Origin of the sequence: Cellulophaga sp. (assembly GCF_039943695.1) — a bacterium.
Classification (GTDB): Bacteria; Bacteroidota; Bacteroidia; order Flavobacteriales; family Flavobacteriaceae; genus Cellulophaga.
In genome coordinates this window covers 1-4,309 of sequence record NZ_JBDVAA010000075.1, presented here as the reverse complement: position 1 = coordinate 4,309, position 4,309 = coordinate 1, and the positions used below count along the sequence as shown (strand labels likewise).

The window sequence follows — 4,309 nt, the reverse complement described above, 5'->3', positions numbered from 1 at the left end:
GGCACTGCACTAATACCATTAACTTGTAATACTTGCGCTAATGCTTCAACTTTTTTACGGCTTAAACAATAAATAATTCCTGATTTACCAATGTTTTGTTTTACAAAACGAATTATATCAGCCTCTATATTTAATGTCTTTGGTCGTACTTCATAAAACAAATTAGGCCTATTAAATGACGCTTTAAAAAGTTTAGCATCAGTAATACCTAAGTTTTTAACAATATCTTCTTGTACTTTTGGTGTAGCTGTTGCTGTTAAACCTATCATAGGAATATCATCTCCTAACCTACCAACAATGCTTTTTAAGTTTCTATACTCAGGTCTAAAATCGTGTCCCCACTCAGATATACAATGAGCTTCATCTACTGCAACAAAAGAAATTTTTACAGATCTTAAAAACTCAACATACTCTTCTTTTATTAAAGATTCAGGAGCAACATACAGCATTTTAGTTACACCATTTACAATATCTTCTTTAACCTCTTTTACTTGCGTTTTGGTTAATGAGGAGTTTAAAACGTGTGCTATACCGTGCTCAGAAGATATACCACGTATGGCATCTACTTGGTTTTTCATCAAGGCAATCAAGGGAGAAACTACAATAGCAGTACCCTCTTGCATTAGAGCAGGTAATTGATAGCAGAGAGATTTTCCTCCGCCAGTAGGCATTATTACAAATGTATTATTACCTTGAAGCAAGTTATTGATAACATCTTCTTGAAGACCTTTAAACTTATTAAAGCCAAAAAACTTTTTTAAGGAAGCATGCAAATCAATCTTAGAATTACTCATAGTATATTATAATGGTTGTATTCCTGTTTTTATAAAATAAATTTCAAGATACTCAAATTTTAGGAATCCAAACAAAATTTAAGTCAATTTTAATTTCCATCAAATTACTGTATCACATAAAAATAAGTTTACGTAATTTTGTATTCTTAAAGATAATACATCTTTTTTAAAAGAACACATAATTTAAGATTACATTGAGCAACTCCAAAACAATTCTAGATATTGCAAGGCGTACAATTTCTAATGAAGCTGATGCCATAAAAAATTTATCTAACCTACTAGATTCCAATTTTACAGATGCTGTAAATGCCATTTACAATTCTAAAGGCAGATTAATAATTTCTGGTATTGGAAAGAGCGCTATTATTGCACAAAAAATAGTAGCTACTTTAAACTCTACTGGTACACCATCTATATTTATGCATGCTGCAGATGCAATACACGGTGACCTTGGTACTGTTTTAAAAGATGACGTGGTTATTTGCATCTCTAAAAGCGGTAACACACCAGAAATTAAAGTTTTGGTTCCATTAATAAAAAGAGGTGGTAACATATTAATTGGAATGACAGGCAATACAGATTCTTTTTTAGCGCAACAGTCTAACTTTGTACTAAACACATATGTAGAAAAAGAGGCCTGCCCAAATAATTTAGCCCCTACCACTAGTACAACTGCACAATTGGTTATTGGTGATGCTATTGCCGTATCTCTTTTAGAACTAAAACGTTTTACAAGTAAAGATTTTGCTAAATATCATCCAGGTGGTGCTTTGGGTAAAAGACTATATTTACGTGTAAATGACATTGTAAAAAATAACCAAAAACCAGAGGTTACTTCAAATACTCCTGTAAAGCAAGCTATTGTAGAAATTTCTAAGAAAATGCTTGGAGCTACAGCTGTTATAGAAAACAATGAGGTTGTTGGTATTATTACTGATGGTGATATAAGACGTATGCTTAACAAGTATGATAATATTGGTAATTTAACTGCAAAAGATATCATGTCTAAAAGTCCAAAAACAGTAAATACAGACGTTTTAGCGGTTGATGCTTTAGAACTAATGCAACAGCAAGGAATATCACAGTTAGTAGCTTTAGAAAATAACAAATATGTTGGTTTGTTACATTTACATAACTTAGTAAACGAAGGCATTTTATAATGGCAAAAAATAAAAAAAGTCCGGACGAAATGTCCTTTTTAGACCATTTAGAAGAACTTAGATGGCATTTAATAAGATCTACATTAGCCGTAGTAATTATTGGTGTTGTTGCTTTTGCAATGAAAGAATTTATTTTTGACACGGTTTTACTAGGTCCTAAGAAAATGGATTTTCCTACCTATAAATTCTTTTGTTCTTTAGCTACTTATTTTGGAATGGAATCTAGCTTTTGTGCAGAAACCTTACCTTTTACTATACAAAGTAGAACTATGGCTGGGCAATTTTCTGCTCATATATGGACATCTATTTGGGCTGGTTTTATACTTGGTTTTCCGTATATTTTATATGAAATGTGGCGTTTTATTAGCCCAGGTTTATACGAAAAAGAACGAAAAAACTCTAAAGGATTTATTTTTGCTGCATCATTTTTATTTTTCTCTGGTGTGCTATTTGGTTACTACATTGTAACTCCTTTTTCTATTAACTTTTTAGGTACATACCAAGTTAGTAAAGAGGTATTAAATGAATTTGATTTAAGCTCTTTTATATCTACCGTAAAAGCATCCGTAATTGCATGTGGTATTATGTTTGAGCTTCCTATAATTATATACTTTTTAACTAAAGTAGGCTTGGTTACTCCAGAGGTACTTAAAAAACACCGAAAAATAGCATTGGTTGTAGTATTAATAGTTGCTGCTGTTATAACACCACCAGATGTTGCTAGTCAAATTGTAGTAACAATACCCGTTATAATACTATATCAAATTAGTATTTATATTTCTAGAAGAGTGTTAAAAAATGAAGCAAAAAAGTTAGGTAAGAATGTCACAAAATCCAGTTAAAGAGTTTAACGAATATCGTTCTAAAATGAACGATAAAATATTAGCAGATAAAAATAAGGTTATCAATAGAATTTTTAATCTTGATACTAACGCATATAGTAAAGGAGCTCTAGATGTAAAAACTAAAGAGTTACTTGGACTTGTTGCTTCTGCGGTTTTACGTTGCGATGATTGCGTAAAATATCATTTAGAGAGTTCGCACAGAGAAGGTGCCAATAAAGAAGAAATTATGGAAACCCTTAGTATTGCAACTCTTGTTGGTGGCAGTATTGTTATTCCACATTTAAGACGCGCACACGAGTATTGGGAAGCTATAGAGGCTAACCAAGAAGGTTAAAAAAACGGTAAATCTTCTCTGTTTACAAGAAGAATAACTTAGATTTGGATATTCTATGGAAAAAATGAAGCTTAGAGCAGACAATATTATGAAGTCCTATAAAGGACGACAAGTAGTAAAAGGTATATCTTTGGAAGTTAACCAAGGAGAAATTGTTGGTTTACTAGGCCCTAACGGTGCAGGTAAAACAACTTCTTTTTATATGATTGTTGGGCTTGTTAAACCAAATGGAGGTAATATTTATCTAAATGATATGAATATTACACAATTTCCTATGTACAAAAGAGCACAAAACGGAATTGGTTATTTGGCACAAGAGGCTTCAGTTTTTAGAAAACTTAGTATTGAAAAAAATATTTTAAGTGTACTACAACTTACAAAACTGAGTAAAAAAGAGCAACATATGAAAATGGAGTCTCTTATTGAAGAGTTTAGTTTAGGACACATACGTAAAAACAGAGGAGATTTGCTTTCTGGTGGAGAGCGTAGACGTACAGAAATTGCACGCGCTTTAGCCACAGATCCAAAATTTATATTACTAGATGAACCATTTGCAGGTGTAGATCCTGTTGCGGTAGAAGATATACAACGCATTGTTGCTCAGTTAAAAAACAAAAACATCGGTATCCTAATTACAGACCACAACGTACAAGAAACTCTTGCTATTACAGAAAGGTCTTATCTTATGTTTGAAGGTGGTATTTTAAAATCTGGAGAACCAGAAGAACTAGCCGCTGATGAAATGGTAAGGCAAGTATACCTTGGTCAAAACTTTGAACTACGTAAAACTAAAATAGATTTCTAAACCACTACTCTATTTAGTTTAGGCTTTTTTAATTGCCAATTTACTAAACATAGATAATAGCACATAAACTACTATTATAATTGGTACTGCTAAATACTTTAGTGTTGTTATTAATACAATACAAAGTATTAAAAAGATATAGCGTATTGCATTGTCTTTAAAATTCCACGTTTTGAACTTTAAGGCAAATAAAGGTAAATTAGCATTTAGTAAAAATGCACTTAAAGCTGTTACCGCTAATAAAAACCATTGATTTAAAATTAAATCGTTTAAAACAGGATAGTTTTGATAAACTAATATTAATGGTAATGATATAATTAATAACGCGTTTGCTGGTGTTGGCACTCCTATAAAAGACTCTGTTTGGTTTT

Annotated in this window: 5 protein-coding genes and 1 pseudogene; 4 read left to right on the top strand and 2 right to left on the bottom strand. The window is 31.6% G+C overall.

All coding sequences use genetic code 11. From position 1 onward, the window contains the following. Positions 1–794: RecQ family ATP-dependent DNA helicase (locus ABJD66_RS05440; RefSeq protein WP_348129086.1), on the bottom strand; the 794-nt coding region annotated here is incomplete at its 3' end. Between the two features lie 194 nt (positions 795–988). Between ABJD66_RS05440 and ABJD66_RS05435 the strand changes: the two genes are divergently transcribed. The 4 genes from ABJD66_RS05435 (at position 989) to lptB (ending at position 3,938) form a co-directional block, all read left to right on the top strand. After that, positions 989–1,954 (top strand): KpsF/GutQ family sugar-phosphate isomerase, encoded by a 966-nt coding sequence (locus tag ABJD66_RS05435; protein ID WP_348129083.1) that lies wholly within the window; start codon positions 989–991, stop codon positions 1,952–1,954. Beyond that, positions 1,954–2,796 (top strand): twin-arginine translocase subunit TatC, encoded by an 843-nt coding sequence (gene tatC, locus ABJD66_RS05430; protein WP_100895602.1) that lies wholly within the window; start codon positions 1,954–1,956, stop codon positions 2,794–2,796. Before ABJD66_RS05435 ends, tatC begins: the two co-directional genes overlap by 1 nt. After that, positions 2,777–3,133, top strand: coding sequence for a carboxymuconolactone decarboxylase family protein (locus ABJD66_RS05425; protein ID WP_100895601.1), 357 nt, complete (start codon positions 2,777–2,779; stop codon positions 3,131–3,133). Before tatC ends, ABJD66_RS05425 begins: the two co-directional genes overlap by 20 nt. A 64-nt stretch (positions 3,134–3,197) precedes the next feature. Further along, positions 3,198–3,938: an LPS export ABC transporter ATP-binding protein gene (gene lptB, locus ABJD66_RS05420; RefSeq protein WP_034645320.1), complete on the top strand. Its 741-nt coding sequence runs from the start codon at positions 3,198–3,200 to the stop codon at positions 3,936–3,938. An 18-nt stretch (positions 3,939–3,956) separates the two neighbouring features. Here the strand turns inward: lptB and ABJD66_RS05415 are convergent. After that, a pseudogene (locus tag ABJD66_RS05415) lies at positions 3,957–4,309 on the bottom strand (phosphatidylserine synthase); the annotation flags it as partial.

Excerpts from the sequence above, each read along its gene's own strand:
- tatC (WP_100895602.1), top strand. The coding sequence starts at position 1,954 with ATGGCAAAAAATAAAAAAAGTCCGGACGAAATGTCCTTTTTAGACCAT.
- ABJD66_RS05425 (WP_100895601.1), top strand. The coding sequence starts at position 2,777 with ATGTCACAAAATCCAGTTAAAGAGTTTAACGAATATCGTTCTAAAATG.
- lptB (WP_034645320.1), top strand. The coding sequence starts at position 3,198 with ATGAAGCTTAGAGCAGACAATATTATGAAGTCCTATAAAGGACGACAA.